The organism is Lysinibacillus sp. NPDC086135 (assembly GCF_044746345.1).
Classification (GTDB): domain Bacteria; phylum Bacillota; class Bacilli; order Bacillales_A; family Planococcaceae; genus Lysinibacillus.
Window position 1 is genome coordinate 1 of record NZ_JBIVCA010000011.1, and the last position, 26,847, is coordinate 26,847.

23 protein-coding genes are annotated in these 26,847 nt (G+C 36.9%); 15 read left to right on the forward strand and 8 right to left on the reverse strand.

From position 1 onward, the window contains the following. Positions 1–555: 555 nt before the first annotated feature. The 7 genes from ACIPKN_RS14965 to dnaA form a co-directional block, all read right to left on the reverse strand. On the reverse strand, positions 556–1,638 hold the full coding sequence (locus ACIPKN_RS14965) for an HD-GYP domain-containing protein (RefSeq protein WP_400937430.1): 1,083 nt from the start codon (positions 1,636–1,638) through the stop codon (positions 556–558). Positions 1,639–1,776: 138 nt separating this feature from the next. Then, positions 1,777–4,254, reverse strand: a complete 2,478-nt coding sequence (gene gyrA, locus ACIPKN_RS14970) for a DNA gyrase subunit A (protein WP_400937432.1) — start codon at positions 4,252–4,254, stop codon at positions 1,777–1,779. Between the two features lie 25 nt (positions 4,255–4,279). After that, positions 4,280–6,214: a DNA topoisomerase (ATP-hydrolyzing) subunit B gene (gene gyrB, locus ACIPKN_RS14975; RefSeq protein WP_400937434.1), complete on the reverse strand. Its 1,935-nt coding sequence runs from the start codon at positions 6,212–6,214 to the stop codon at positions 4,280–4,282. Between the two features lie 91 nt (positions 6,215–6,305). Further along, entirely contained in the window at positions 6,306–7,421 is a 1,116-nt protein-coding gene (gene recF / locus ACIPKN_RS14980; RefSeq protein WP_142510014.1) for a DNA replication/repair protein RecF, read from the reverse strand. A gap of 3 nt (positions 7,422–7,424) precedes the next feature. Continuing rightward, positions 7,425–7,649: a S4 domain-containing protein YaaA gene (gene yaaA, locus ACIPKN_RS14985; RefSeq protein WP_400937437.1), complete on the reverse strand. Its 225-nt coding sequence runs from the start codon at positions 7,647–7,649 to the stop codon at positions 7,425–7,427. A gap of 211 nt (positions 7,650–7,860) precedes the next feature. Beyond that, entirely contained in the window at positions 7,861–8,997 is a 1,137-nt protein-coding gene (gene dnaN / locus ACIPKN_RS14990) for a DNA polymerase III subunit beta (RefSeq protein ID WP_400937440.1), read from the reverse strand. A 169-nt stretch (positions 8,998–9,166) separates the two neighbouring features. Continuing rightward, complete coding sequence (dnaA, locus tag ACIPKN_RS14995; RefSeq protein ID WP_142510017.1) at positions 9,167–10,516, reverse strand: chromosomal replication initiator protein DnaA; 1,350 nt, start codon at positions 10,514–10,516, stop codon at positions 9,167–9,169. A gap of 555 nt (positions 10,517–11,071) precedes the next feature. Here dnaA and rpmH point away from each other — a divergent pair. The 11 genes from rpmH to ACIPKN_RS15050 all read left to right on the forward strand — a co-directional run bounded on the left by rpmH (position 11,072) and on the right by ACIPKN_RS15050 (position 22,557). Further along, complete coding sequence (gene rpmH / locus ACIPKN_RS15000; protein WP_004233310.1) at positions 11,072–11,206, forward strand: 50S ribosomal protein L34; 135 nt, start codon at positions 11,072–11,074, stop codon at positions 11,204–11,206. A gap of 101 nt (positions 11,207–11,307) precedes the next feature. Next, entirely contained in the window at positions 11,308–11,652 is a 345-nt protein-coding gene (rnpA, locus tag ACIPKN_RS15005) for a ribonuclease P protein component (RefSeq protein WP_132362481.1), read from the forward strand. Positions 11,653–11,947: 295 nt separating this feature from the next. Further along, positions 11,948–12,718: a membrane protein insertase YidC gene (gene yidC / locus ACIPKN_RS15010; RefSeq protein WP_142510018.1), complete on the forward strand. Its 771-nt coding sequence runs from the start codon at positions 11,948–11,950 to the stop codon at positions 12,716–12,718. Then, entirely contained in the window at positions 12,715–13,524 is an 810-nt protein-coding gene (gene jag, locus ACIPKN_RS15015; RefSeq protein ID WP_142510019.1) for an RNA-binding cell elongation regulator Jag/EloR, read from the forward strand. Before yidC ends, jag begins: the two co-directional genes overlap by 4 nt. A 630-nt stretch (positions 13,525–14,154) precedes the next feature. Then, on the forward strand, positions 14,155–15,540 hold the full coding sequence (gene mnmE / locus ACIPKN_RS15020) for a tRNA uridine-5-carboxymethylaminomethyl(34) synthesis GTPase MnmE (RefSeq protein WP_400937446.1): 1,386 nt from the start codon (positions 14,155–14,157) through the stop codon (positions 15,538–15,540). 28 nt (positions 15,541–15,568) lie between these two features. Next, complete coding sequence (mnmG, locus tag ACIPKN_RS15025) at positions 15,569–17,464, forward strand: tRNA uridine-5-carboxymethylaminomethyl(34) synthesis enzyme MnmG (protein WP_400937448.1); 1,896 nt, start codon at positions 15,569–15,571, stop codon at positions 17,462–17,464. A 163-nt stretch (positions 17,465–17,627) separates the two neighbouring features. Next, positions 17,628–18,344 (forward strand): 16S rRNA (guanine(527)-N(7))-methyltransferase RsmG, encoded by a 717-nt coding sequence (gene rsmG / locus ACIPKN_RS15030; protein WP_400937450.1) that lies wholly within the window; start codon positions 17,628–17,630, stop codon positions 18,342–18,344. 179 nt (positions 18,345–18,523) lie between these two features. Next, complete coding sequence (gene noc / locus ACIPKN_RS15035; RefSeq protein ID WP_142510023.1) at positions 18,524–19,423, forward strand: nucleoid occlusion protein; 900 nt, start codon at positions 18,524–18,526, stop codon at positions 19,421–19,423. Between the two features lie 733 nt (positions 19,424–20,156). Beyond that, complete coding sequence (locus ACIPKN_RS15040; protein ID WP_049662596.1) at positions 20,157–20,918, forward strand: ParA family protein; 762 nt, start codon at positions 20,157–20,159, stop codon at positions 20,916–20,918. Further along, on the forward strand, positions 20,911–21,765 hold the full coding sequence (locus ACIPKN_RS15045) for a ParB/RepB/Spo0J family partition protein (protein ID WP_400937452.1): 855 nt from the start codon (positions 20,911–20,913) through the stop codon (positions 21,763–21,765). The genes ACIPKN_RS15040 and ACIPKN_RS15045 overlap by 8 nt, the downstream gene beginning before the upstream one ends. Positions 21,766–21,843: 78 nt before the next feature. Continuing rightward, complete coding sequence (locus ACIPKN_RS15050) at positions 21,844–22,557, forward strand: DUF554 domain-containing protein (protein WP_400937455.1); 714 nt, start codon at positions 21,844–21,846, stop codon at positions 22,555–22,557. On the opposite strand, the gene yyaC is transcribed toward ACIPKN_RS15050, so the two are convergent. After that, positions 22,477–23,109, reverse strand: a complete 633-nt coding sequence (gene yyaC / locus ACIPKN_RS15055) for a spore protease YyaC (protein ID WP_400937457.1) — start codon at positions 23,107–23,109, stop codon at positions 22,477–22,479. The two genes, ACIPKN_RS15050 and yyaC, sit on opposite strands and share 81 nt — an antisense overlap. Positions 23,110–23,202: 93 nt before the next feature. Here yyaC and ACIPKN_RS15060 point away from each other — a divergent pair, with 93 nt between their 5' ends. The 4 genes from ACIPKN_RS15060 (at position 23,203) to ACIPKN_RS15075 (ending at position 26,774) form a co-directional block, all read left to right on the forward strand. Continuing rightward, positions 23,203–24,081 (forward strand): mechanosensitive ion channel family protein, encoded by an 879-nt coding sequence (locus ACIPKN_RS15060; protein WP_400937460.1) that lies wholly within the window; start codon positions 23,203–23,205, stop codon positions 24,079–24,081. Position 24,082: 1 nt separating this feature from the next. Further along, on the forward strand, positions 24,083–24,283 hold the full coding sequence (locus ACIPKN_RS15065; RefSeq protein WP_100541906.1) for a DUF951 domain-containing protein: 201 nt from the start codon (positions 24,083–24,085) through the stop codon (positions 24,281–24,283). Positions 24,284–24,561: 278 nt separating this feature from the next. After that, positions 24,562–25,662 (forward strand): redox-regulated ATPase YchF, encoded by a 1,101-nt coding sequence (gene ychF, locus ACIPKN_RS15070; protein WP_400937463.1) that lies wholly within the window; start codon positions 24,562–24,564, stop codon positions 25,660–25,662. An 80-nt stretch (positions 25,663–25,742) separates the two neighbouring features. Continuing rightward, positions 25,743–26,774, forward strand: a complete 1,032-nt coding sequence (locus ACIPKN_RS15075; protein WP_400937465.1) for an acyl-CoA dehydrogenase family protein — start codon at positions 25,743–25,745, stop codon at positions 26,772–26,774. The last annotated feature ends 73 nt before the right edge of the window (positions 26,775–26,847 follow it).

Genomic DNA, 26,847 nt, shown 5'->3' on the forward strand with positions numbered 1-26,847 from the left:
TTTGATGTCCAAAATTTTGTTTCGTTCACTAACTCAAGGTTAGCTAGTAAAAACTTTATTGATTACGTTTTGCTTGTTCAGTTTTCAAGGTTCATTAATCTTTGTTTTAAGCATCACCTCTTGGCGACTCACTAATAATATCAAGAATCTAAAACCATGTCAACACTTTCTCAAAAATAATTAATAGTTTTTTAAAATCTATTATTATTCTTCTACACCACTTTGTTCAGAGGATTAGTTAGCCTTGAATCAACATTTCATTTCACCTCCTATAGAGATAAGAGACTTCTGTAGCTGACGCTTTGCTTTCGCTACAAAAGACATTGTAACTGCTGTTTCACTTACGTTACATAAAACATTTCTGAAAGAAGTTAAATTATTTCAAAGAGATCATTTTTTCTAGTTCACTTCGTTTATTTAAAATATCAATTTTCTCGTACTTAGCTAGAGGTTAAAGTCTTTGTTGATACTTTAGTTTTATCACCTAAATAATTTATCGGTCGAATAAAAATAAAAAAGGCGAACGCCAATGTTAATGGGTTGCCCTTCTAACTATTATAAATCCGTTATAATACGTGAAATATAGAAAGTACGATTTTTACCTAAATCAAATATCTCTCCTGAATGACATAATTTGATAAGTGGTCGGGTTGGTGCAAATTTATTTACAAACATTACTTCGCCTTGTTCCAGATTAGATAATTCAACTATTGTTCCTATAGGAAGGTCGGCAACAATATCTATTAGTGCACGAACTACTTTAATATCAAACTTTCCAAATTCAGATTCATTAATCATCTCTATGACTCTAAAGGAAGATTGCTTCGTTCTATACACTCGCTCACATGTCATTGCATGGAATACATCTGCAACAGCGATGATTTGAGCGAAAGTAGAAATATTTGCGATTTTTTCCCCTTTCGGATAGCCACTACCATTTAAACGCTCATGGTGCTGGAAAATAGCCTCTTTCATTGTATCCTTTAAGATCGTTAAATCTTTGACCATATTATAGCTATAAATCGGATGCTTATAAATTTCATTAAACTCTTCCTCTGTTAAGGTTGTTTTTTTATCGCGGATACGTGGATGAACTTTTGCCATTCCACAATCAGCTAGCAACCCTCCAATTGCAACTTGTATTGTAATTCCTTTATCATAGCCTAATTTTTGTGTAATTACGGAAGAAATCAATGCTGTTGCTACACAATGATGGTACAAATAGTCTTTGGGATTTGAATACTCATTTAAATCAAAAATTATTGTACGATCTTCTAAAACCATTTCTAATAATGGCAAAATAATTTTACGTGCTTTCGTAATATCTACCTTTGCACCAGCTTCCCAATTTTTAAATTCCCTTTTGAATTGTTCAATAGAATTGTCATAAATCTTTTTAAAAGATGGAATAGCCTCTATTGGAACAACTAATTCTGTTTCTTTTATCTCTGATTGAGCCTCTATACCATCTTTATAAACTGGGACTCTCGATATATTAAAAGCAAAAAAAACTGGTAAATGTTCATGGGAAATTATCGTGTTTTTAAAAATTATTGGATATTGTGTATTAGCAAAAATATCTTCAGAAATTACTTTTCCAACACGTAACTCTGAAATAGGGATATGTATAGTTTCCACGTAATTAACTCCTCTTCACTATTTCACTTATAAGGTTAATTTTATTTTATCATGGAATTCAAAATAATTACTTATTTTTCATGATTTATGCTAAAAAACCGATGAACGGCAACACTAGCTGTCGTCATCGGTCTTTTATCATTCTTCTACTTGATCATTTTCTTCATTAGATTCTTCGTTAGATTCTTCTTCTTTTTCAACCTTCGCTACAGTTGCTACAAGCTCGTCATCACCTAAACGGATTAAACGAACTCCCTGTGTACTACGACCAATTAAAGAGATATCATTCACATCCATACGGATTAGCATGCCATTAATTGTAATAAGCATTAAATCTTCTGAACCATCAACAGTTTTTACAGCTACCATTGGACCGTTTTTATCAGTGATTTGAATTGTTTTTAATCCTACACCACCACGGCTCTGTAAACGATATTCTTCTTCAGAAGTACGTTTACCGTAACCTTTTGCTGTAACAACTAAAATTTCCTCTCCTGGTTCAACGATTTCCATACCAACTACTTCGTCACCATCACGTAGTTTAATACCTCGTACACCACCTGCAGTACGGCCCATTGAACGAATATCCTCTTCTTGGAAACGTACAAGCATTCCATCACGAGTACCGATAATCACTTGTTTATCTCCATCTGTTAAACGAACAGAAATAAGATCATCGTCTTCTCGTAAACTTATAGCTATTAAGCCGTTTGTTCGGATGTTAGCAAATTGAGATACTGGTGTACGCTTTGTAATGCCTGTTTTAGTAGTGAAGATAAAGTATGCATCTTCATCAAATGAACCAACACGGATCATTGCTGTTACTTTCTCACCTTTTTCAATATTGAGTAAGTTAACAATCGGTAATCCTTTCGCTGTACGGCCAAATTCCGGAATCTCATAACCTTTTGCTCTAAATACTTTTCCTTTTGTAGTGAAGAACAAAATTGTATCGTGTGTAGATGTATTCATAAGATGCTCTACAAAATCATCTTCATTTGTGCCCATACCTTGTACACCACGACCACCACGTTTTTGACTACGATATGTATTCGCAGCTAAACGTTTGATATAGCCATTGTGCGTTAAAGTTATAACCGAATTTTCGACTGGGATTAAATCCTCGTCCTCAATCATTTCTAAACCACCAGATGTTATTTCAGTGCGGCGTATATCGTTAAAACGATCTTTTAGTTCGACTATTTCAGTACGAATAATATCAACAATTTTAGCCTCATCCGCTAAAATCGCTTTTAATTCAGCAATTAATATTTGAAGCTCTTGATATTCTGCTTCAATTTTTTCACGCTCTAATCCACTTAAACGAACTAAACGCATATCTAAAATCGCTTGCGCCTGACGTTCAGATAAATTAAATCGTTCCATTAATTGTGGTTTTGCTTCATCACCGCTTCGCGAACCACGGATAATAGCAATAATTTCGTCGATATGATCAAGGGCAATACGTAAGCCCTCTAAAATATGCGCACGATCTTCTGCTTTTCTTAAGTCAAATTCCGTACGACGGCGAATAATAACCTTTTGGTGCTCTAAATAATGATGCAGCATTTCTTTTAAGCCCATTACTTTAGGCTGACCATTTACTAATGACAGCATATTAATACCGAAGCTCGACTGCATTGCCGTTTGTTTATATAAATTATTTAAAACTACATTGGCATTTGCATCTTTGCGAACTTCGATGACTACTCGCATACCACGTCGGTCAGACTCATCGCGTAGGTTTGTAATACCATCAATTTTTTTATCGCGTACAAGCTCTGCTATTTTTTCAATAAGCTTAGCTTTATTGACCTGGTATGGTAATTCATGAATAAGAATCGTCTCTTTACCATTTGATTTCTGTTCAATCTCTACCTTTGCACGAATAATGATCGAGCCACGACCTGTTTCGTAGGCACGGCGAATACCGCTACGGCCCAAAATTAATCCACCAGTTGGGAAATCAGGTCCTGGGATAATCTCCATCAATTCTTCCGTTGTAATAGCTGGATTTTCAGAAAGTGCAATCACGGCATCTATCGTTTCACCAAGTTGATGTGGCGGAATATTTGTCGCCATACCAACCGCAATTCCTGCCGCTCCATTTACTAATAAGTTTGGATAGCGACTAGGAAGGACAATAGGTTCCTTTTCTGAACCATCATAGTTATCTGTATAGTCAATTGTGTCTTTATTTATATCGCGAAGCATTTCCATCGCTATACGAGACATACGCGATTCCGTATAACGCATCGCTGCCGCTCCGTCGCCATCAACAGATCCAAAGTTACCATGACCATCGACTAGCATGTAACGATAGCTGAAATCTTGCGCCATACGTACCATTGCATCATAGATGGATGAGTCACCATGTGGGTGGTATTTACCCATTACGTCCCCAACGATACGTGCTGATTTTTTGTACGCTTTATCTGCTGTATTCCCTAGCTCTTGCATGCCATATAAAATACGGCGATGTACAGGCTTCAATCCATCTCGTACGTCTGGTAATGCACGAGAAACGATTACACTCATCGCATAATCGAGGAAGGATGTTTCAATTTCTTTTGTTATATTAACTCCTTTAACACCGGAGCGTTCTTGTTCTGACAAAGTGTAGACCTCCTCTCAAGAAAAATTAAATATCTAAATTAGCGTATACAGCATTTTCTTCGATAAATTGACGACGCGGTTCAACTTCATCGCCCATTAAACGCTCAAATGCTTGGTTTGCTTTAATTGCATCATCTAATTCCACTTGTAACAATGTGCGGTGCTCAGGATCCATGGTAGTTTCCCAAAGCTGCTCTGCATTCATTTCCCCAAGACCTTTGTAGCGCTGTATATTTGGTTTTGGCATTTTTGGTAGTCGTTCTAAAATTTCTTTTAATGTTTCTTCATCATAGCAATATTCGACATGCTTACCTTGCTTAACTTGATAAAGAGGTGGCTGTGCAATATAAATATAACCTGCCTCTACAAGAGGTCGAAGGAAACGGAAGAAGAATGTTAGTAGTAATGTGCGAATGTGGGCACCATCGACGTCGGCATCTGTCATAATAACAATCTTATGATAACGAGCCTTTTCTAAAGTAAACTCTTCTCCAATACCTGTGCCGAATGCTGTAATCATCGCACGAATTTCTGCATTCGATAAAATTTTATCTAAACGTGCTTTTTCGACGTTAAGGATTTTACCACGTAACGGTAAAATTGCTTGGAAGTGTCGATCACGTCCAGATTTCGCAGATCCTCCGGCAGAGTCACCCTCAACGATATAAATTTCGCATTCGGCTGGATTTGTTGAAGAACAGTCAGCTAATTTACCTGGCAAGCTTGATACTTCAAGTGCACTTTTACGACGTGTAAATTCACGTGCTTTTTTAGCAGCTACACGTGCACGAGCAGCCATTAAACCTTTTTCAACAACTTTACGAGCGACAGTTGGATTTTCTAACATAAATCGTTCAAAACCATCTGAGAACAAGGAGTTAGTAATTTGGCTAACTTCAGAGTTACCAAGTTTTGTTTTTGTTTGTCCTTCAAATTGTGGATCAGGATGCTTAACTGAAACAATAGCTGTTAACCCTTCACGAACATCCTCACCAGTAAGGTTTGCATCTGATTCTTTTAATAACCCATTTTTTCGCGCGTAATCATTAATAACACGTGTTAGAGCCGTTTTAAAACCAGATTCATGTGTACCGCCTTCATACGTATTAATGTTATTAGCAAATGAAAAGATATTAGAAGAGAATCCAGCATTATATTGCATAGCAATTTCAACTGAAATACCATCCTTTTCTCCAAGAACATCTATTGGATCATGGATTGGCTCTTTAGTTTGATTCAAATGCTCAACATAAGAACGAATACCACCTTCATAATGATACGTAGTAGAACGTTCCTCACCTTCGCGTTCATCAGCAATTGTAATCCTAATACCGCGATTCAAATAAGCTAATTCACGAATACGGTGTGCTAAAATATCATATTCATAAACAGTCGTTTCTTTAAATATTTCAGGGTCTGCTTTAAAACGTGTAGTTGTTCCATTATGATCTGAATCACCGATAACCGTTAGCTCTTGCACAGTTTTCCCACGTTCAAATTTAATTTCATGAATATGACCCTCACGATGAACTTGAACGATCGTCTCAATTGATAAAGCATTTACAACAGATGCCCCTACACCATGAAGACCACCAGAAACTTTGTATCCTCCACCGCCGAACTTACCGCCAGCATGGAGCACTGTCATAATAACTTCAACAGCAGGCTTACCCATTTTCTCTTGAATACTTACTGGAATACCACGACCATTGTCTTCTACACGAATCCAATTGTCTTTTTCTATCGTTACTTTTATATCTGTACAAAATCCTGCAAGAGCTTCATCAATACTATTATCAACAATTTCCCATACTAAATGGTGAAGCCCTTTAGAGCTTGTTGAACCGATATACATCCCTGGTCTTTTACGTACCGCTTCTAAACCTTCTAATACCTGTATCTGATCGGCTTCATAAGCTTGATTTTGTAAACCTTCGTTCTCTATAGCCACGGCTTTCATCTACTCCTTCATAACATCATTGTGTGTAAATGAATGAACAGTCAACCGAGCTGACTATTACCATTCTTTTGTAATCTAAAAAACTCCCGGGCTAACTTTCTTCAATCGCGCCTTGTTTCACGTGAAACAGCTGTGCATGCTCCATCGTTTCATGGTGAATTCCATCAACACTTGTAGTCGTAACAAAGGTTTGAACTTCACCTTGAATGGTATTTAATAAATGCGATTGGCGATAATCGTCGAGTTCTGACAATACATCATCTAAAAGTAGTATGGGTGTTTCATTTGTTTCTTGTTTAATTAACTCGATCTCAGCAAGTTTTAATGAAAGAGCGGTTGTACGTTGCTGTCCTTGTGAACCATATGTCTGAACATCATAGCTATTTACCAAAAACTGCAAATCATCTCGGTGTGGACCAACTAGTGTTACACCCCGATCAAATTCACGCGGCTTAGCTTCTATTAGCTTTTTATGCAAGAAGTCTTCAATTTCACTGGAAGTATGTTCTTTTTCAATACCAGCAACTGTGCGGTATTTAATAACTAATGTTTCCTTCCCTTGTGAAATACCTGCGTGAATTGGCTCTGCCCACTCCTGCAATAAATCCATAAATTGAAATCTTTTTCGAATAATTTGGGTAGCTGCGTGAATATATTGTTCATTATAAACCTCGTACATCACGTCATCTGGCATTGCTTTCCCTTGATTCATCTTTAAAAAGTGGTTACGTTGCTTTAAAACTTTTTGGAAAGTTAATAAATCATGTAAATAAACAGGCGAAATTTGCCCAATCTCCATATCAATAAAACGTCGTCGTATTTGCGGACTTCCCTTTACGACATTTAAATCTTCGGGTGCAAACATCACGACATTCATTTGACCAATATAATGACTTAGGCGACTTTGTTCTATGTGATTTATCTTACCTTTTTTGCCTTTTTTCGTAATCGTAAGTTCAATCGGTAAAATACCATGCCTTTTTTGAACGGCCCCTTCTATTTTACCATAGTCTGAATCCCAACGTATTAATTCTTTATCGTTCGTCGTGCGGTGGGATTTAGCCATCGCCAATACGTAAATAGATTCCATAACATTTGTTTTTCCTTGAGCATTTTCACCAATGAAAACATTAATTTTTGGAGAGAAGTTTAAAGCTAAGGCATCATAGTTACGGTAATTTGTAAGTTTTAATTGCTCTATATGCATAATCTACTGCCCAGCGGTACCAACGATACGAAATCGACCACATCCAGGAATATTTACAATGTCACCGTCACGTAATTTACGACCGCGGCGATCATCTATTTCTCCATTTACATATACATCATTTTCGTGTAAAAACCACTTGGCCATACCACCAGAGCTAATGGCATCAGTCATTTTTAAAAGTTGCCCTAATGTGACAAACTCTACATCAATTTCAATGTCCTTCATAGCTGAGTTCCCCTCCAAATACAGATCGTCTATCTCTCTATCATACCTAAAAATTCACCATAAGTAAAAAAAGATAGCCGCAATTAGCGACTATCAGTACATTTTTCAAGGTCCTTTGAGTTTGAAATGATGGAGTTTATTCTCTCCAACAAAAATTATTTACTTCTTTCACTGATTCCGGACACAATTTGGCCTCGATTTAATTGATTTTTTAATACGTACGCACAGGTAAAATCAATTGTAAAATAGCATCGTCATGAACAGAACGTAAAATAAATGGTCTCATTGCCCCTGTGAATTGAATGACTACTTCTTGACCATCAATTGCTTTTAGTGCTTCCATCATGTATTTCGCACTGAAAGAAATTTTTAAGTTCTCCCCTTCTAATGACTCAACAGGAATTTCCTCTTGTACTTTACCGATTTCTGGAGAGTTAGAAGAAACTTCGACAGCTTGATTATCTAAAATCTCAAAACGTACAACATTGTTACGATCGCCACGAGCAACAAGAGATGCACGATCGATTGCTTGTAATAATGATTTACCATTAATCGTTAGATTTGTTTGGTACTCTTCTGGAATTAAACGTGATGTATCTGGGTAGTTACCTTCAAGTAAACGAGAGAAGAATAATACTTCTCCTGTTTTAAATAATACTTGCTGACTTGTTATAACAATTTGTACAAGATTTGTAGAATCCTCTAAAACTTTATTTAACTCATTTAAGCTTTTACCAGGAATTACAACACTATGTTCAACCTCAGGTAAATTTTCCAGTTGAACTTTACGTCTTGCCAAACGGTGGCTATCTGTTGCAACACAGATTAATGTTTCATTTTTTATCTGCCAGTTTACACCTGTCAACACCGGTCTACTTTCTGAAGTGGCAACAGCGAATACTGTTTCACGGATAATTGATTTTAATAGATCTGCAGGAATAGTAAATTTTTGATCTTCTGTTAATTCGGGTAATAAAGGATATTCAGTAGCATCAGAGCCAATTAAGTGGAATTCAGATTTACCTGAACGGATATGAGTTTGGAAGCCAGTTGTTACTTGAATTTCAACCTCATTTGTTGGTAACTTACGTACAATTTCATTGAACATACGAGCTTGTACAACAATTGATCCTGTTTCTATTATATGAATTATTTGTTGGCCATCTTCTTCAACTGGAATAAATGTTTGAATTGTAATATCAGCATCACTACCTGTTAAGCGAATACCCTCATCTGTTACATCAATTTTTATCCCCGTTAAAATCGGTATAGTCGTTTTTGAACTTACGGCTTTCATGACATCATTTAAACCCTCTAATAAACGGTCACGTAAAATATCAAATTTCATTCGTTTTCCCTCACATATTTATATTATTTATTTATATAAAATAAAAAAGATATAGTAATAGGTCCTGTGGATTTGTGGATAAGTGCTTCCAAGTGAATAAAATCAGTCTATCCACATGTAGATAGACTGTGTATAAGTTTGTGTTTAAATGTTTGTGTTGTCCACAACATTATTTCCCTAACATGCTTCGAATTTGTTTAATATCTTGCTGTAGCTGAACGTCATTTTTCAACATAGAAGATATTTTTTCGTGAGCATGGATAACAGTAGTATGGTCACGTCCACCAAATTCTTCGCCAATTTTCGGCAGCGAAAAATCTGTTAATTCGCGAGATAAAAACATGGCGACTTGACGCGGGAAGGCAATTAACTTCGTACGTTTTTTCGCGACAAAATCCTCTAAACGAATGTTAAAGTGCTCTCCTACTGCATTTTGAATGTCTAATATCGTGACAGTTCGCGGCTTTGAATTAGGGATAATATCCTTTAATGCTTCAGCAGCCAAAGTTGCATTAATATCCTTGTTAACTAGTGATGAATAGGCAACGACGCGAATAAGCGCACCTTCAAGCTCCCGGATATTGGAGTCAATCTGGTTCGCAATATAGAGCATGACTTCATTTGGCACTTCTAGGCCATCAGCCTTTGCTTTTTTTCGAAGAATGGCGATACGAGTTTCCAAATCAGGGGGCGCAATATCTGTAATTAGTCCCCATTCGAATCGAGAACGTAAACGATCTTCCAAGGTTGGTATTTCCTTAGGAGGACGGTCACTAGAAATAACAATTTGTTTCGATTCTTCATGCAATGTATTAAAAGTATGGAAAAATTCTTCTTGAGTTGATTCTTTTCCAGCTAGAAATTGAATATCATCAATTAGCAGTACATCTACATTGCGATATTTATTGCGGAAATCAAGTGCCTTATTATCTCGAATTGAGTTAATAAATTCATTTGTAAATTTTTCAGATGATAAATATACCACCTTTGCATTTGGATTATGTTCAAGTACATAATGACCAATCGCATGCATTAAGTGTGTTTTGCCAAGCCCTACTCCCCCATAGATAAAAAATGGGTTATAAGCCTTCGCAGGCGCTTCTGCGACAGCTAGCGAGGCAGCATGTGCAAAGCGGTTACCAGAGCCAATAACAAATGTATCAAAAGTATATTTCGGGTTTAACATACCTGGTGAAATATCATGATGATCGTCATTTTTTGCTTGGATAATCGGCGCTGGTAAATCAAAATCGTCCGAATCCTGGTTTTTTTGAACAACAAACTTAATAAGCAAGTCTTCGCCTGTAAGCTCCGTTAATATACCTGTAATCAAATGAATATAATGATTTTCAAGCCAGTCTCGAGCAAACGAATTTGGCGCAGCAATTGTCACAGTAGAACCACTACCATTGTAGGAAAGTAGTTTAGTAGACTTTAGCCACGTTTCGAAGCTTGGTTTAGAAATTTTTTGTTCAACTTGAGCCAGGACATTATTCCATAGTTCTTCTAAATGTTCCAAGCTGCTAATCTCCTTTTCAGTTCAATACAATTAAAAGCGCATTTATAGAAACGGTAAATACGTTCATTTTACAACTAGTCCACAAACTCACAAGTTGTGGATAAAAGTTAACCAAAGGCTGTGATAAAAATTATCCACAGCATATCAACAGTTGTGGATAAAATTAAAGTTCATTTCAGTTTTCAACAAAGTGAAGCACAGATATCGTATCAGAAAAACAAAGCTATTTCAATAGTTTGTGAAACTTATCCACATACCTTTCATTTATGCACTTCCAAGTTGTCCACAAGGTCTGCGTATGTGAAAAAGGTGTAGATAAGTGTTGTGGATAAAAAAATATGCAAAAAATACTATACACAACTCTGTGTAAAAAAAACAAGTACTCTGTGGATAATTTATTTTTATTTAGCAGAAGATGATCGAAATAAAAAATAGACATAGATTTGCGTAAATATAGAAATTTATAAAATTCATTGACAAAATAACTAGTTACTTTATATAATATTCAAGTCTGTATGTTGAAAAATTCAACTCATCCAGGAGGTGTCTATATAAATGAAACGTACTTACCAACCAAAAAAACGTAAGCACAGCAAAGTTCACGGTTTCCGCGCACGTATGAGCACGAAAAACGGTCGCAAAGTTCTTGCTGCTCGCCGTCGTAAAGGAAGAAAAGTATTATCAGCATAAAATAAGTCCACTGAGACACATCAGTGGTCTTTTTTTTCTTTATTTTTGGTAAACCTAAAAATGAGGATTAAAGGATAATTATCGAGTAGCAGGTGAAAGTAATGAAAAAACGCCAACGAGTGAAAAAAAACGATGATTTTCAAAAGGTGTTTAAAAAGGGTAAATCTTTCGCTAATCGTCAGTTTGTCGTATATTTTTTAGAAAAAGAGGGACAAGCGGAATTTCGTATAGGATTATCGGTTAGTAAAAAGCTTGGGAATGCAGTAACACGCAACCAAATCAAACGCTATATTCGACAAAGTATTCATGAATTAAAGGATGAACTAAAGCCGAATATGGACTATGTTATTATCGCCAGACAACCGGCGGCCACGATGGATTTTCATGAAGTAAAACAAAGTTTGCAGCATGTGCTACGAATCGCAAAAGTATTGAAGAAAGCCTAATATGGATGGCAACCAAAGTGGTGAGATAGAATAGTTTAGTTTCTGCGCGAAAGTGAAGCCAATGTAAATACGTATAAGGGTATTTTAAAATCGGATTTTCACTGCAATATATGAATTATTAGTAACATTACTTAGCAAATATGTGCCCGTTGTTAGAATATTTAGTAGAGTGAAACGATATATGCATGATAAAATAACTGATAACTTTATTCAGTTGCAGGAAACTGTAATTGTCTAAAGAAGAGAATGCATATAGTTTTAGAAAAAGTGAATAGTATTTGTAGGGGGAAAAAGGTTGAAGAAACAACTTTGGGTAATTTTGTCGCTAGCATCAGTAGCATTACTACTATCTGGTTGTACAGAATTTAAAGAACCAATCTCCAAAGAAAGCACAGGCTTCTGGAATGAATTCATTGTTTGGCCTTTAGTGTCAGCGATTAAATACTTTGCTGAGTTGCTCGGTTCATATGCATGGGGGATCATTGTTGTAACGATTATCATTCGTTTAGCAATTCTTCCATTGATGATTAAACAAACAAAGAGCTCTAAGAAAATGCAAGAAATTCAGCCAAAATTGAAGGAATTGCAAAAGAAGTATGCTTCTAAGGATGCACAGACACAGCAACAGTATCAAAAAGAGATGATGCAACTTATGAGTGAGTCTGGTGTCAATCCACTTGCTGGATGTTTACCTGTATTCATTCAAATGCCAATTTTAATTGGTTTCTACCATGCGATTAGTCGTATGAATGCTACACCTGCTTTTGATTTAGGGAATTTCTTTATTTTCCCGTTAGCAGAAACTGCACCGACACTAGCAATTACGGCTGGTTTAATGCAATTTATCGTTTTACGTACGGGCCCAGCGATGGATAACCCACAAATGAAAATAATGATGTACATTATGCCATTTATGATTATTGCTTTCGGTATGGCATTACCAGCAGCATTATCACTATACTGGGTAATCGGTAACATTATTTCGATTGCTCAAAACCTGTTTATTTACAAACCTTGGGAAAAAAATAAAACACAACCTGCTCAAAATGGAGGGGCTAAAAAGTGAAACAACATACGCAAATAGGCGCAACAACACAAGAAGCGATCTCATTGGCGTTACAGAAACTTGGCAAAACCCGTGAACAAGTAGATGTTGAAGTTTTACAAGAAGGTAAAAAAGGATTTTTAGGTTTTGGTGCACGATCTGCAGAAGTTCGTGTAACAGTAAAGGAAGTACAGGTTCGATCAACAATTGAAGTAGAAGAAGCTGAACAGCAAAATACGACTCAATTTGTCGAACCAACAGTAATAGATGATGTTGAAACAATAAGTTCACAAGTTTCTGAACAACCAAGTGATATCGAAACTGTTCAACAAATCGTAGAGGAACAAAAAGAGGAAGAAGAAACCTCGATAAACCCAATTGAAGATGCAAAGACTTATTTAGTAAATATTGCTGAACAATTGGGTATTCATGATCTTGAGATTGAAACGACACGTGAAGGGAAATATGTATTATTTCAACTGAAAAGCGAGAAAGCTGCACTGCTTATAGGGAAACGTGGTCAAACATTAAATTCCCTACAGCAATTAACACATCTTGTGTTAAATAAAAGTGCCAAGCAGTTCTTAATGGTGAAATTAGACGTAGAAAACTATCGTGAACGTCGCCAAGAAGCTTTAGAATTACTAGCAGATCGTATGGCGGATAAAGCACTTCGCTTAAATCAGCGTGTGACATTTGAGCCAATGCAGTCGTACGAGAGAAAAATTATTCATAATCAATTGGCAAATCGACTTGATATTGAAACATATTCAGAAGGAACGGAGCCTAATCGTTATTTAGTTATTGAACCTGTAAAGAACGGCTAAACTTCGTAAAAAACATACAGACAAAAATAAAAAGTCATTTTATCGTCATGATAAAATGACTTTTTTTATGTTGTTGAAAAACTAGATGGTTAAGGGATTTTTATGAATGTTGTGGTGCCTCAGATGAGGGTAATTTCCGTTCCAGGTTACTTGCTTGTCGCTGACGCTTCGCTTTCGCAAAGATAAACAATGCTGAAGTTTTCGTTTTATTACTATAAATTTTGAGTGACCTGCCAGAAGATATCTGCCAGGAGAAGTAGTTGATTGGAGTGGAGACTAAGCGACTCCTCGGGGATCAGAGTCACAGATGAGAACCTGGAGCGAGCAACGCGAGTGAAGCGGCTCATCGGACGCCCCCAGGAAAGCGCTCAGTCGGAACGGAAATCAACCCCTCATTTTGCCGAAAAGCATACTTTATTCATTGGCACGATATTTTTAAAATCAAGTGTGAACGCTTTAGCATTTGTAGCCTTTGTCGAAATACGTGCTATAATGTAGAGCTTTCTGATTATCCACAATTGGAAATTATCCTTACTTTAGATTTTGCAGAAAATATGTTAGTCTAAGGTGTTAGTAAGTATTGGTCGGTTTTATTTATCCACATGTGGATAACGTTAAGGAGGTCATTAAATGGAGTTCGATACAATTGCTGCGATATCCACACCTATGGGTGAAGGAGCTATTGCTATTGTTCGTTTAAGTGGGGACGAAGCAGTCGCGATTGCAGATAAAATATTCAGATCGCCTGGTGGTAAAAGTTTAACAACGAAGGCTTCACATACAATTCATTATGGACATTTGGTTGATCCAAAAACAGATGAGATTGTAGAGGAAGTAATGCTGTCATTAATGCGTGGGCCTAAAACATTCACTCGTGAGGATGTAATAGAAATTAACTGTCACGGGGGACTAGTTTCGGTGAACCGTGTATTAAAGCTAGCATTAACAAATGGAGCAAGACTCGCAGAGCCAGGTGAATTTACAAAACGCGCATTCTTAAATGGACGTATCGATTTATCACAGGCTGAGGCAGTGATGGATTTAATAAGAGCAAAAACTGATAGAGCGATGAATGTTGCGTTGGGACAAATGGATGGCAAATTATCGCGTTTAATTGGTGACTTACGCCAAGCATTACTAGAGACATTAGCACAAGTAGAGGTTAATATAGATTATCCGGAGTATGATGATGTAGAAGAGATGACGGTACCAGTATTAGTAGAAAAATGTACATGGGTACGAAATGAAATTATTAAACTTTTGCAAACATCTTCTCAGGGAAAAATATTACGAGAGGGTCTATCAACTGTTATTTTAGGCCGCCCAAACGTTGGGAAATCTTCTCTTTTAAATAGCTTAGTACAGGAGAACAAGGCTATTGTGACAGATATAGCTGGTACAACTCGTGATATTATAGAAGAGTACGTGAATGTACGTGGTGTTCCGCTTCGTTTAGTCGATACAGCTGGTATTCGAGAGACAGAGGATATCGTCGAACGAATTGGTGTTGAACGTTCACGTGAGGCGTTGCGTGGCGCAGATTTAATTTTATTTGTTTTAAACTACGCAGAGGAATTGACTGCCGAGGATGAACGTCTATTCGAAACAATTCAAGCGATGGATTACATCGTTATTGTCAATAAAACAGATCTACCGCAAAAAATAGATATAGCTCGTGTCAAAGAGCTAGCAGGCAATCATCGCATTGTGACAACTTCTCTTTTACAGGAAGAGGGCATCGCAGAGCTAGAGGAAGCAATTGCCGCGCTATTCTTTGAAGGGCAAATTGAAGCGGGCGATTTAACATATGTTTCAAATGCAAGACATATAGCATTACTTCATCAAGCACAAGCAACGGTCGAGGATGCATTAGCTGGAGCACAAGCTGGTGTACCTGTTGATATGGTGCAAATAGATGTTACTAGAACTTGGGAAATACTTGGGGAAATTATCGGCGACACAGTACAAGAAAGCCTAATCAATCAGTTATTTTCACAGTTCTGCTTAGGAAAATAATTTTACTAAAGAAAGGAAGATACGAGCTATGCCAACAAATTATGAGGCAGGCACGTTTGATGTTATCGTAATTGGCGCAGGTCACGCAGGTTCTGAAGCTGCACATGCTGCTGCCAAAATGGGTGCTAACACACTGATGTTAACAATCAATGTAGATATGATTGCATTTATGCCATGCAATCCTTCCATTGGTGGTCCTGCCAAAGGAATCGTAGTACGAGAAATTGACGCATTAGGTGGCGTCATGGGGAAAGTTATTGATAAAACGCATATTCAAATGCGGATGTTAAATACAGGGAAAGGCCCTGCTGTGCGTGCATTACGTGCACAAGCGGACAAAGTTTTATACCAACAAGAAATGAAACGTGTGTTGGAGGAAACTGAAAATTTAACAATTCACCAAGGAATGGTGGAAGAGCTAATCATTGAAAACGGGGAAGTAAAAGGTGTTATTACACAAATTGGTGCTATTTATCGCGCTAAAACAGTTGTTATCACAACAGGTACATTCCTTCGTGGTGAAATCATTATTGGTGACGTAAAATATTCAAGTGGTCCTAATAACCAACAACCGTCAATTCGTTTAGCTGATAACTTAAAAGAGCTTGGTTTTGACCTTGTGCGTTTTAAAACAGGTACACCACCACGAGTGAATAACCGAACAATTGATTATGATAAAACAGAGATTCAACCAGGAGATGATGTTCCACGTGCATTCAGCTTTGAAACAACTGAATTCATCATGGATCAGCTACCTTGCTGGTTAACTTATACAAGCCTAGAAACACATGAAATTATCGAGGAGAACTTACATCTTTCACCGATGTATTCAGGGATGATTAAAGGTACGGGTCCACGTTATTGCCCTTCTATTGAAGACAAGGTTGTGCGATTTAACGATAAACCGCGCCACCAAATTTTCTTAGAGCCAGAAGGTCGCAATACACGTGAAGTATATGTACAAGGTTTATCAACTAGCTTACCAGAGCATGTGCAAACGCGTTTACTAAAATCAATTCCAGGCTTAGAAAAAGCAGAAATGATGCGTGCTGGTTATGCTATTGAGTATGATGCAATTGTGCCAACACAATTGTGGCCAACTTTAGAAACAAAACGTATTAAAGGTTTATATACAGCTGGTCAAATTAATGGAACATCAGGTTACGAGGAAGCGGCTGCTCAAGGCTTAATGGCTGGGATAAATGCTGCTGCTAATGTGCTTGGTAAACAGGAATTAACTTTAAGCCGCTCGGATGCTTATATTGGCGTATTAATTGATGATTTAGTAACTAAAGGAACAAATGAACCGTATCGCTTATTAACATCTCGTGCGGAATATCGTTTACTACTTCGTCATGATAACGCTGATTTACGTTTGGTAGAGCTAGGTTATAATATAGGAATGATTACTGAAGGAAGATATGCAGCATTCAATGAGAAAAAAGAGCTGATTGAAAACGAAATTGCACGTCTCCGTGAAGTGATTATTAAACCAAATGAAGCAACACAAGCTACTATTCGCTCTGTAGGTGGTAGTGAGCTAAAAGATGGTATCCGTGGAGCAGATTTATTAAAACGTACAGAAATGCATTATGCGTTAATTTCTTCGTTAATTCCAGCAGACATAGAGTTTTCGGATGAAGTGAAGGAACAAATTGAAATTCAGCTTAAGTATGAAGGTTATATTGAAAAAGCATTGCAACAAGTTGAGAAGCTTCATAAAATGGAAAATAAAAAAATCCCTGAAAATATTGATTATGACGCTATTTCAGGTCTAGCAACAGAAGCTAGACAAAAATTAAAACAAGTTACACCACTTTCCATTGCCCAAGCATCGCGAATCTCTGGTGTAAACCCAGCAGATATTTCAATATTACTTGTTTATATTGAGCAAGGTAAAATTGCACGTGTCAGCGGCGAATAATTAACAACAGTAAAGTGAATAAGAGGCGGGCATACCTTTGTGCCCGCTTCCTATTTTTAAGGCTAGTCTTATTTTTATATAGTTGATTTGTAAATGTGAACGAGTACATGCTTACAAATCAAAAATAGGGATAGTAAAGCCAGTTAGAAAAAGGAGACTTTACATGAACGAACAACAATTTATCGAGGCTCTGAAGGAAAAGGGCATTGAAATTTCTGAAAAGCAGATGGCTCAATTCAAAAAATACTTTGAGTTACTTGTTGAGTGGAATGAAAAGATGAACTTAACTGCTATTACGGATTTAGAAGGAGTTTATTTAAAGCACTTTTATGATTCGATTAGTGCCTCTTTTTATTTTGATTTTTCAAAAGTGACGACAGTTTGTGATGTTGGAGCAGGTGCTGGTTTCCCAAGTATTCCAATTAAAATCTGCTTCCCACATTTACATGTAACAATTGTCGATTCTTTAAATAAAAGAATTACATTTTTAAATCATTTAAGTGATGAGTTACAATTAGATAATATGAATTTCGTACATGCCCGTGCAGAGGAATTTGCACAAAATGCGAAATATCGTGAACAGTTTGATGTTGTAACAGCTCGTGCGGTAGCCCGATTATCAGTCTTATCGGAGTTATGTGTACCACTAGCGAAGCAAGGTGGCTATTTTGTTGCTTTAAAAGCGGCAGCTGGTGCGGAAGAATTAAAAGATGCAAAAAAAGCATTGGCCACATTAGGGGTTGCGCTAAAAGAAGAATTTTCTTTCCTACTACCTGTTGAAGAAAGTGACCGCATGTTATATATCTTTGATAAAATAAAAGGAACACCGAAAAAATACCCGCGAAAACCAGGTGTACCAAATAAAACACCAATACAATAATTAGTGTTTCATGTGAAACTTCTCAAAGTAGAAAATATTTTTTCTATTTTGAGCATACATACTAGTTATGGATGGTTCACGCAAATGACATCTACGAACTATATACATTTTAAGAAATATAATAAATAATAATAGAATGAAACAGAGCAAGATAGTTACTTAAAGGTGGTGCCACTTGGATGAAAAGTCCTTTTTCACGTTTTTTTGGAGGCGGAAATAAAACTGAGCCTATTGTGAAAAATGAAGTAGAACAAGCAGAGACGGTTCATGCAGCAGAAGAAGTTATAAAGCTGCCTATTGATCAAATTGTACCTAACCGTTTTCAGCCACGTACTATTTTTGATGATGAAAAAATTGAAGAATTATCAAGAACCATTCATACACATGGTGTAATTCAGCCAATTGTTGTACGTAAAACAGCAGAAAATCAATATGAAATCATTGCTGGTGAGCGTCGCTATCGAGCAATGAAGAAGCTACAATGGACAGAAGTCCCGGCAATTATAAGAAATTTAACTGATAAGGAAACAGCCTCTATCGCGTTAATCGAGAACCTACAACGTGAGGAATTAACAGCAATTGAAGAAGCTGTTGCCTATCAAAAATTATTAGAGCTTCATGAGCTGACACAAGAAGCTCTGGCCCAACGACTTGGAAAAGGACAATCCACGGTAGCCAATAAATTACGTTTACTAAAGCTTCCTGAAGAAGTGCAGCAAGCTATTTTGAAGCGTGAAATCTCTGAACGACATGCACGTGCATTAATTGCAATTAAAGATCGGCCATTACAGTTAGAAGTTTTACAACAAACGATTGAAAATGATTGGAATGTTCGCCAGTTAGAAGAACAGATTTATGTTTTATTACATCCGGAGGTAGTAGCTCAAGAAGAAGCGGAGCCAAAGAAAGTAAAGCCGAAACGTAAGGCCATTAGTAAAGACGTACGCATTGCTTTAAATACGATTAAACAATCTTTATCTATGGTAACAAAGAGCGGTATAACAGTTAAGACCGAAGAAGAAGACACAGAGGAATATTATCAAATTACAGTGAAAATACCTAAAAAGAAAAAGTCTTAAGTAGTGATTGAAGTTATATTAGAAAAATAAAGAATTGGCTTTTATAGCATCATCAAAGGATGATATTTCTATAAGTTGATTGGAGTGGAGGATAAACGCCCCCAGGGAAGTATCCAGTCGGAACGAAAATCAACCTCGCGATATGATGATGAACTACTTATATATCTCTGTACGGAGGAGGCATCTCAGTAATAATTCTGGGAGATGTCTCCTTTTTTGCATATATTCTTAATATTTTATACAACTATTTTCTGTTTTTTTGATAGAATGAAAGTTAGATAGAGATATTTAACTTCTTTGGAGCAAGTGTTTTTTGTCACGAAAGTGAAACGGCAGTTACAGAAGTCTCTCACCTCTATAAGTGGTAAGATGAATGCGGGTCTAAGTTATTTTTCGCGGGTGGGGTGTCCAACCATCCGCTGAAATAGAGGAACTCAGTCTAAGAACGCCACGTCCTGTGGCAACGACTGAGAGACCAACATCTTGCTGCTGACGCTGCGTTAGCACTACGCTTTCGCGCAAAAACATCTGTTGTCCCAAAACCTCCGGCGGATGTCACGGATTCGGAAAGGAGTTAATAAAGGATGTTAGCCTAAAATCATCGCATCTATGCGAAAACGGCTAACTGACAAAGCCGAATCCGAACACAATTATGCCGAGGCATAATTGATCAGTGATTTTACAAATGATTTGTCAAAGTGAACCTTTGATAGATGAAAGCAGGTGCTTTTAAATGGGTAGAATTATAGCAATCGCCAATCAAAAGGGTGGCGTAGGAAAAACAACGACATCGGTCAATTTGAGCGCTTGTCTAGCATACTTAGGGAAGAAAGTGCTCTTAATCGATACTGATCCACAAGGAAATACAACAAGTGGACTTGGTGTAAACAAAGGAGAACTTCAAGGCTGCATTTATGATGTATTAATTGATGATGAAAACGTTGAAAATGTCATTCAACAAACAAATGTTGAAAACTTAGCAATCGTTCCAGCAACCATTTCACTAGCAGGAGCTGAAATTGAATTAGTTTCGACAATTTCCAGAGAAGTACGTTTAAAGCACGCACTTCAAGATGTAAAAGAAGACTATGATTATATTATTATTGATTGCCCGCCTTCGTTAGGGCTACTAACAATTAATGCTTTAACTGCTTCGGATGCGCTTATTATTCCTGTACAATGCGAATATTACGCATTAGAGGGGTTAAGTCAGTTGTTATCAACTGTCCGTTTAGTGCAAAAACATTTAAATCAGCAATTATACATTGATGGCGTATTGTTGACGATGCTTGATGCACGAACAAACCTAGGCTTACAAGTTATTGATGAAGTGAAAAAGTATTTCCAAGATAAAGTATACAAAACAATTATTCCTCGTAATGTGCGATTAAGTGAGGCTCCAAGTCATGGGCAGCCAATTATCATTTATGATGCAAAATCAAGAGGTGCAGAAGTGTATTTAGAGATGGCGAGGGAAGTGATTAAAAATGGCTAAAGGTCTAGGAAGAGGCATAGGTGCATTATTTCCTGGAGAGTCTATAGAACAAAGTGGGCAAGTGGAAGAAATACAATTAGAGCTTATCATCGCAAACCCATTTCAGCCTCGTAAAATTTTTGATGAAGAAACTTTACAAGAATTAGCTGACTCTATACAGGAACATGGTATTTTACAGCCAATTGCTGTACGTAAAAAAGGGCGTAAATATGAAATTGTTGCCGGAGAACGCCGCTATAGAGCGACTCAATTAGCAGGTTTAGAGGTTATTCCAGCTATTATAAAAGAGCTATCAGATGCGCAAATGATGGAACTAGCTATTTTAGAAAATCTACAGCGTGAAGATTTGACAGTTATTGAAGAGGCTGAGGCATATCAAAGCTTAATGGAAAGCTTACATTTAACGCAGGAGGAGCTATCCAAAAGATTAGGGAAAAGTAGACCGCATATTGCCAATCATGTTCGTTTACTTGCATTACCAGAGGATGTTCGTGAGTTTATGAATGATGGAACACTATCGATGGGGCAAGGACGAGCGTTACTTGGGTTGAAAAATAAAAGAAGAATATCAGAAGTGGCAAATAAGGTCATCAAACAAGGTTTAAACGTACGGCAAGTTGAAATGTTAGTACACAATTTGAATGAAGAAGTTTCACGTGAAACAACTCAACTAAAGAAAAAAGATATATTCGTGGCAGCTAAGGAAACACAGTTACGTGATTACTTTGGAACAAATGTACAAATTAGAAAATCTAATAATAAAGGGAAAATTGAAATTGAATTTTACTCTGAAGATGATTTAGAACGTATTTTAGAAATATTAAATTTACAGGAAGAGGAAGAATAAGAGAAATATCAATAACGTGATCAGAGCGCCGAACTACAAGGCGCTCTCTATTTTTCTAGAGAGAAGGAAGGTTGGGACGTGGTATTACTAGGGGCATTAATTAACGCTTTGCTTATTATGACGGGTGCATTAGTAGGACGCATCTTTAAAAATATTCCTGAATCGATGAAATCTACTGTATTATCGATTATTGGTTTAGCAGTTGCACTTTTAGGGATTAAAATGGGCTTTGAAAGCGATAATTTTATTATTTTAATGATTAGTTTAGTGGTAGGTACAGTAATTGGTGAGTGGTTAGATTTAGATAAGCAAATGAATAGACTTGGGAAATGGGTAGAATCTTTATTTAGTAAAAATCGAACTGATAATAATCAAATTGGCATAGCAGAAGGTTTTGTAACGGCATCTTTAATATTTGTAGTTGGCTCTATGGGCGTCATTGGTGCACTCGATAGTGGTCTGCGTAACGATCATAATATACTTATTACGAAAGGACTAATCGATGGATTTATATCGATAATCTTAACATCTACATTAGGTATTGGCGTGCTATTATCTGCAGTACCTGTATTCGTCTATCAAGGATTAATTGCACTTTTTGCAGGTGTTATTAGCTCTTTTATACCAGATGCTGCACTACAAATGTTTATTCAAGAAATGACTGCAGTAGGTGGTGTTATGATTTTTGCCATTGGTTTAAATATAGCAGGCTTAACTAAGATCAAGGCTGCTAACTTGTTGCCAGGTCTCATCATTGTCGGTATTGTGGTTGCTATCTTCTATATTTTTTAGTGAGTAACGATGTGTAGCGAGCAATAGAGCCCTTGAAAGTTTTTCCGCCATTGCATAAGAAATATGAAGTCTTGTATTTTGTAAAACAAGCATTTCCATAAAGCCTCCAACATTGACGATTCCCTTAATGGAAATGTCACCGATTGGGGGTAATTGTTTTTTTACAGCTTTTCCTGGAAAGATAGGTCCACTCTGTACAGAAATATGTCCAACATTTTGTTCACTTCCAAGACATGCATCAATCGCAATAATGAAAGGTTTTATAGTATGATTGTGTAGCTGTTGCATAGTAGTGTCTAAATTAAGGGCATGCAAAGGATTGTCTAAAGAGCCTACAATTTCATAGGGGAAACTAACTGACTTTTTTAGGAAGCTACCTGTTAACGGCCCAAGCGTATCACCTGTACAACGGTCACTTCCAATACAACAGAAAATAAGGCGTTCATGATGAAAGGGTATATGCTCTAAAAATAATGTACTTAATTGCCAAACGGTATTTTTACTTTCATGATGAAGAGAATAAGGGAGTAACAATTTAGGTATAGTATTCATAAAAAAACTCGCTTTCCTTTTTATTTGTAAGAAGTGCTCGATTTTTATGCAGTATACGCAAATTTTTAGCAAGTTATTCAAGAGGTGGTAATAATGGATTGGTTTAGTGAAAGGGTATTAAAAAACGGTTGGGATAAGCTGATGTCAGAGGAACTCTGGATAAATATAACAAAAGTTTCGGTTAAGATTACTATTATCTTGATTGCATCGTGGCTAGCTGTACGATTAGGAAAGAAGTTTATTAAAAAAGTGTTTTTAATGCGTATGCGTTCACCTTTAGATCATTCAGAACGTCGACAAACAACAATTTCAAGATTATTACAAAGTGTCATTTCCTATGTTGTTTATTTTTCAGCAATCGTTGCTATTCTCTCTATCTTAGAGATTAAGATAGCAGGGTTATTGGCCGGAGCAGGGATTGTTGGTTTAGCCATTGGTTTTGGTGCGCAAAGTTTAGTGAAGGATGTCATTACTGGATTCTTTATTATTTTTGAAGATCAATTTGGTGTTGGCGATTATATAAAAATAAATTCAGCCGAAGGAACTGTTGTAGAAATCGGTTTACGTACGACAAAGATTAATGGTTCTACAGGAGAGCAGTTTATTATTCCGAATGGTTCGATCGGCGATGTTGTCAATTACTCTGTCAACAACTCTAAAATTTATATAGATTTACAAATGACGACCGATGCCGATTTTGACAGAGCCGAATCTATTATTCAAAAGTATTTAAATACTTTACCTGAAATTCATAAGGAGCTTGTAGCAGTACCTGTCTTTTTAGGTGTACAAAGTGTTAAGGGGACAGAGGTAACGATTCGTATAGCCGCAGAAACATTACCACAGCAACAACATGGAGTGGCTCGTACGATTCGTCGTGATGTTACAAAACTCTTTGAAGAAAATAATATACCAATGGCTCAACCGAAAATGATGTTCTATGGTGTTAATGAAGAGGGGAGAAGTGAGTAATATGGAAGCAAAGAAATTTGGTTTAAACGATATTGTTGAAATGAAAAAGCAGCACCCATGCGGTACAAATGAATGGAAAATTATTCGGATGGGGGCGGATGTACGCATTAAATGTGAAGGCTGTCAGCATAGTGTCATGATTCCACGCCGCGAATTTGAGAAAAAAATGAAAAAGGTTTTAATTTCGGCTAGTGAGGACTAGTTTTTATCTTCAATCAGTAGGTGTTCTGACACCCACTGAATAAAGATAAAGCCTCCGGCGGATGTCATGGATTTTGAAAGGAATGAATTGTGCGGGCACAATTCAAAATCCGGACGCAATTATGCCAAGACGAAATTGATGTGTATTAGACTTTTTAGAAGTGAATCAATATAATAGATAGGGTTATACAGTGATGAATCAGTGAGGATTTCTGTAACCTCACAGTATCCGTTATTAAGAGCAAATTTGAACAGATCATAGAAAGGTTGTGTCCATACATGGCATTAACAGCTGGAATCGTTGGTTTACCTAACGTTGGAAAATCAACATTATTTAACGCAATTACAAAAGCGGGCGCATTGGCTGCAAACTATCCATTCGCAACAATCGATCCGAACGTCGGTATTGTTGAAGTACCAGATGCACGTTTAGATAAATTAACAGAATTAGTAACACCTAAAAAAACAGTACCAACAGCATTTGAGTTTACAGATATTGCTGGGATCGTAAAAGGCGCTTCAAAGGGTGAAGGGTTAGGGAACAAATTCCTTGCTCATATTCGTGAAGTAGATGCAATTTGCCAAGTTGTACGTTGTTTTGTTGATGAAAATATTACGCACGTATCAGGTGGAGTTGATCCGATTGACGATATTGAGGTCATTAATTTAGAGCTTGCACTTGCTGATTTAGAATCTGTTGATAAGCGATTACAACGTGTTAGCAAAATGGCTAAGCAAAAAGACAAAGAAGCCATGATCGAAGAACCAATTCTTGTGAAAATTAAAGAACAATTAGAAAACGGTCGACCAGCACGCGCTGCAGAGCTTTCAGAAGACGAGCTAAAGGTTATTAAAGGACTTCATCTTTTAACAATTAAACCTATGCTTTATGTGGCAAACGTTTCAGAAGATGAAGTAGCTGATGCAGATAATAACGAATATGTGCAAAAGGTACGTGAGTATGCAGCTGCTGAAGGAGCTCAAGTTATCACAATTTGTGCAAAAATTGAGGAAGAAATTTCTGAGCTTGATGATGAAGAAAAATCAATGTTCTTAGAAGAACTAGGTATTAAAGAATCTGGTTTAGACCAGTTAATCCGTACTTCATATGATTTACTAGGGCTAGCAACTTATTTCACTGCCGGGGTACAAGAGGTACGTGCATGGACATTCCGTAAAGGTATGAAGGCACCACAATGTGCAGGAATCATTCATACAGACTTTGAACGTGGATTTATTCGTGCAGAAACAGTTGCTTTCGAAGATTTAGTAGAAGCCGGTTCTCAACCTGCTGCTAAAGAAGCTGGGAAAGTCCGTCTTGAAGGTAAAGAGTATGTTGTACAAGACGGCGATATTATGTTATTCCGTTTCAATGTGTAAAAAACGCCAGGGGCAATCTTTCAAAAGATTGCCTTTTTTTGTATATAATTTTATCTGAATTTTCAATTAGGAGGATTAGTATGAACATATTACAAATAAAAGATCGTGGTTTAGAAATGGAGGAGTTAGGTAAATTACCAGAAGACATATTAGATCTTATTTATGAGCATCAATTGTTTAAGCTATTCACCGCAAAGGAATTAGGCGGTAAAGATTTAGATCTACTAGAGGGTATTAAAGTATTTCAGCAGATGTCTGCACTTGATGGTAACTTTGGCTGGCTTGTCACAATAGGAACAGGGGGTAACGTGTTTATTCCAACATTCAACAAAGAGGTTGTTGGAAAAATGTTTTCACCAAGAATTGCAGTCATAGCAGGCAGTGGCTATCCTACTGGCGTAGCAGTAAAAATAGATGGGGGCTATCGTGTCACTGGTCAATGGAAGTATTGTAGTGGATCGGATTATGCTACAACTTTTACGATGAATTGCTTTGTCGAGGATGAAGGTAATAGAACAGATGAAATAATTAGTTGCTCAGTAAATCGTGATCAAGTAGAGATTCTTAATGATTGGCGAGCAATGGGCTTAAAAGCGACAGCTAGTCATACGATCCGTGTGCAAAATGTTTGGGTACCACAAGAGGAAACATTCCAATGGGGTATAATTAAAAACAAGTATGGAAGTGCGGTACATAGTTTTCCGTTTGGAGCATTTGCAGAAGCCTCATTTCTAAGTGTTTGTCTTGGGATAACAGAAAATTTCTTAGAAGAGGCGTCTATTTTAGTAAAGCAAAGAAAGCATGATCCAAGCCGTACCGAACGTATGGGTGCAATACAATTTTTATTGATGCAGCAACAGAAGAACTTTAGACAGCTTGAAGAGCGATATTATTTACTGTTGAACGAATACTGGCAAAAACATAAAGAAGGTCATGAGTTGACTGAAGAACAACTCCAACAATTTTCACGAATAAGTAAAGATAGTGCAGCGGCTTGTGTAGACATTGCCAATAGCTTAATACGTAGACTTGGCATGGATGCAATTACGGAGACATCTTCCATTAATCGTATTTGGAGAAATTTATATACAGCTGCACAGCATAGTTTTTAACGCCATAAATTTGTGTTAAAAAATAGAACCTGCTTGGGGACAAGCAGATTCTATTTGTCACGTGACACTCAGC

Excerpts from the sequence above, each read along its gene's own strand:
- gyrB (WP_400937434.1), bottom strand. The coding sequence starts at position 6,214 with ATGAAAGCCGTGGCTATAGAGAACGAAGGTTTACAAAATCAAGCTTAT.
- recF (WP_142510014.1), bottom strand. The coding sequence starts at position 7,421 with ATGCATATAGAGCAATTAAAACTTACAAATTACCGTAACTATGATGCC.
- yaaA (WP_400937437.1), bottom strand. The coding sequence starts at position 7,649 with ATGAAGGACATTGAAATTGATGTAGAGTTTGTCACATTAGGGCAACTT.
- dnaN (WP_400937440.1), bottom strand. The coding sequence starts at position 8,997 with ATGAAATTTGATATTTTACGTGACCGTTTATTAGAGGGTTTAAATGAT.
- rpmH (WP_004233310.1), top strand. The coding sequence starts at position 11,072 with ATGAAACGTACTTACCAACCAAAAAAACGTAAGCACAGCAAAGTTCAC.
- rnpA (WP_132362481.1), top strand. The coding sequence starts at position 11,308 with ATGAAAAAACGCCAACGAGTGAAAAAAAACGATGATTTTCAAAAGGTG.
- mnmE (WP_400937446.1), top strand. The coding sequence starts at position 14,155 with ATGGAGTTCGATACAATTGCTGCGATATCCACACCTATGGGTGAAGGA.
- mnmG (WP_400937448.1), top strand. The coding sequence starts at position 15,569 with ATGCCAACAAATTATGAGGCAGGCACGTTTGATGTTATCGTAATTGGC.
- rsmG (WP_400937450.1), top strand. The coding sequence starts at position 17,628 with ATGAACGAACAACAATTTATCGAGGCTCTGAAGGAAAAGGGCATTGAA.
- noc (WP_142510023.1), top strand. The coding sequence starts at position 18,524 with ATGAAAAGTCCTTTTTCACGTTTTTTTGGAGGCGGAAATAAAACTGAG.
- ACIPKN_RS15040 (WP_049662596.1), top strand. The coding sequence starts at position 20,157 with ATGGGTAGAATTATAGCAATCGCCAATCAAAAGGGTGGCGTAGGAAAA.
- ACIPKN_RS15045 (WP_400937452.1), top strand. The coding sequence starts at position 20,911 with ATGGCTAAAGGTCTAGGAAGAGGCATAGGTGCATTATTTCCTGGAGAG.
- yyaC (WP_400937457.1), bottom strand. The coding sequence starts at position 23,109 with ATGAATACTATACCTAAATTGTTACTCCCTTATTCTCTTCATCATGAA.
- ACIPKN_RS15060 (WP_400937460.1), top strand. The coding sequence starts at position 23,203 with ATGGATTGGTTTAGTGAAAGGGTATTAAAAAACGGTTGGGATAAGCTG.
- ACIPKN_RS15065 (WP_100541906.1), top strand. The coding sequence starts at position 24,083 with ATGGAAGCAAAGAAATTTGGTTTAAACGATATTGTTGAAATGAAAAAG.
- ychF (WP_400937463.1), top strand. The coding sequence starts at position 24,562 with ATGGCATTAACAGCTGGAATCGTTGGTTTACCTAACGTTGGAAAATCA.
- ACIPKN_RS15075 (WP_400937465.1), top strand. The coding sequence starts at position 25,743 with ATGAACATATTACAAATAAAAGATCGTGGTTTAGAAATGGAGGAGTTA.